General features: G+C 63.6%; 1 pseudogene. It reads left to right on the plus strand.

The features are described 5' to 3' along the window. A pseudogene (locus EOD29_RS33445) lies at positions 1–253 on the plus strand (adenylate cyclase); the annotation flags it as partial.

A 253-nucleotide genomic window follows, 5' to 3' on the forward strand; every position in this document is an offset into this window, starting at 1 on the left:
GCTGCTCGGCAGGCTCCGAGCACTGCCGCCGCGCAATCGGCCGAAGAACATCGAGGCTTACGATCTCTGCGTGCGGGCGCGCAAGATGATGGACGATGCCCCGCAGGCGGCTGAGGAAGTGCATCTGATGCTGACACGCGCAATCTCCCTCGACCCGGACTATGCCGAGGCCTATCGCTGGCTTGCCGTGAACCACTGGATGGGATGGGTCCATAGCGGCGGACCGACGAAATCGAACCGCGGCATTGCTTTG

Origin of the sequence: Mesorhizobium sp. M1A.T.Ca.IN.004.03.1.1 (assembly GCF_003997555.1) — a bacterium.
Taxonomy (GTDB): domain Bacteria; phylum Pseudomonadota; class Alphaproteobacteria; order Rhizobiales; family Rhizobiaceae; genus Mesorhizobium.